3 protein-coding genes are annotated in these 2,031 nt (G+C 52.1%); all 3 read left to right on the top strand.

Features of this window, described 5'->3' with window-relative positions; genetic code table 11:
- Positions 1-50: 50 nt before the first annotated feature.
- Entirely contained in the window at positions 51-374 is a 324-nt protein-coding gene (locus BMZ23_RS14925) for a hypothetical protein (RefSeq protein ID WP_143069628.1), read from the top strand.
- Between the two features lie 79 nt (positions 375-453).
- A complete protein-coding gene (locus BMZ23_RS14920; protein WP_143069627.1) occupies positions 454-834 on the top strand; it encodes a hypothetical protein in 381 nt (126 codons plus the stop codon).
- A gap of 388 nt (positions 835-1,222) precedes the next feature.
- A partial coding sequence (locus BMZ23_RS14680; protein ID WP_245748261.1) for a DUF6531 domain-containing protein occupies positions 1,223-2,031 on the top strand: 809 nt, incomplete at its 3' end.

Here is a 2,031-nt window from a genome sequence, read left to right as displayed (position 1 = left end):
GCATGGCCATATTTGATTCCTCGCGTAGGTGACGATGGAATCAGTGTGGTATGGAAATTGAACGGGTAACAGGTGCTGATTTGTTGGCGCTTACCATTAACCTAGGTCATAATGTGGGAAGTGTCTCTGTGATTGGTGACGCCTGTCCCACCATATGGGGAGAAAACAGTCTGATTGAAGAATTGCTTCTAGCTGAGTCTAATTTCAGAAAATCAACTCCCCTAGATTACGAGTTTTTTCCACAGAGCTTTACTAACGGCTACAACTCGAATTCCTTCATTGCTGGATTGTTGAATCACGTGGGGCTGCCTGCAGCGACCCCTAATAATGTTCCGGGTTTTGACAAGCCAGTTCCGATAGAACACTTTAGGTAGCTATTATACAAATCCACAAAAATAGAAATCGATTAGGCACGTAATTCCGGTAATAATTAACCTGTAAAATGGAGCTATTGTGGCTGTCTCTCGACCGATATTAATTGGAGCTATCATCGTTCTCTGCATTGTCTTTTTGATGTGGAGCAATCCTCTGAGAGAGTCTGAAGAAAATATAAGAAATTATGTTCTCGAAAGAACGCCGTTAGGCTCTGATTTCTCGGAAGTGCTAACAGTCATTCGAGAAAATAAGTGGACCGTCATTTTCGTCAATGAATCGTCTGGATTTTATCATCAAGGAAGAAAAGAGCCGACGGTTATTGGTCAAAAATCAATACGAGCGTCCTTAGGTGATTACCAAGACATTCCATTTAGAGCCAATGTAACGGTGTTTTGGGGTTTCGATGATGAAGGGAGGTTATTGGATATTTGGGTGTGGAAGACTTGGAATGGACTATAAGTTGCTAACCCCTTTTTTAAACCACCCCATAGGTTTGATGTCATTTCTTTCAGTCTTAATTGTCGCCGGTGGTCTCAAGGGTCAAGTCAATACGTGAGGTAGAGTGTGCGGTCTCAACCACCAGGTACAACACTCAATTGATTGCCTGATGATGTATTGTTTAATAAGCGTCCGGCGATCACATCCTGTGATTGTGACAGGCTCCAGCTCTTAGGCTCCTTCCTGATTGCGCGCATCATCGTATTTTTATCCCGAAATGTGACGTGCATCACCCTTGCAGGGTGATCGGGTTGTATGTCTTCACGTGCAAACATAGACTCGCGCATTGGCGATAGTTGGATGTTATCGACTCTGTTTAATCTTCCCTGAGCTGCAAAAGGACTTGCCCATGCCCCGGCTGTTATTGGCCCGCCGTGCCCTGCGCGGCGCGACCTTCACTGAGTATCTGATTGTTGTGGGCGCCATTGCCCTGCTGGCACTGGTTGCCTTTGTGCGCTTTGGCGACACCAATCGTCAGCATATGGCCACCCTCTCCCAGGAGATGGCCGGGGTACCGGGCGCAGGTCAGGGCGGTGTAGCCGGTGGTGGCACACGCCCGCTGCCCGGCAATAACGGCGGCAATTTCTCCGGTGGTACCTGGGGCGGTGGTGGTCAGGCCGGCACAGGGTCCGGTGGCGGCGCCGGTTCCGGCGGTACGCCTGGAGCCGGTTCTGGCACCGGAGATACAGGCGGCAGCGGCGGTACCGGTTCTGAGCCTGGCAGCGGAGACTGGGGCGACTGGGGCGACCTGCTCAATCCGCCTGGTAGCGGTGGCGGCAGTATCGGTGGTGGCAATAACCTCAATCCGATTATTGACCCCGGCAACGGAGCCGGTGGTGAGTTCTGCGCCGTACCCGGTGGCAATGCCCCGACCAATGCCTATGTTGGCAACCCGATCAACCTGGCCAACGGTAATAAATTCCAGCTCGAGATCGACTATCAAGGCCTGGGTGAGTTCGCCCTGCGGTTCGAGCGCGCCTACAACAGCCATCTGGTGACCGAGCGCAGTAGCCTGGGGCCGGGCTGGCAGCACAACTATGACCGGCGGATTGTTGAACAGGCTGACGGTTTTTTGCGCATCAGCCGCGCCGATGGCCGCCGCCACCTGTTCCGCAGCGAAGGGCAGCACTGGATCAGCACCGACGGCAACGTCGACCG

It is taken from the genome of Halopseudomonas yangmingensis (genome assembly GCF_900114825.1).
Taxonomy (GTDB): domain Bacteria; phylum Pseudomonadota; class Gammaproteobacteria; order Pseudomonadales; family Pseudomonadaceae; genus Halopseudomonas; species Halopseudomonas yangmingensis.
This window is presented reverse-complemented; position numbering and strand designations above follow the sequence as displayed.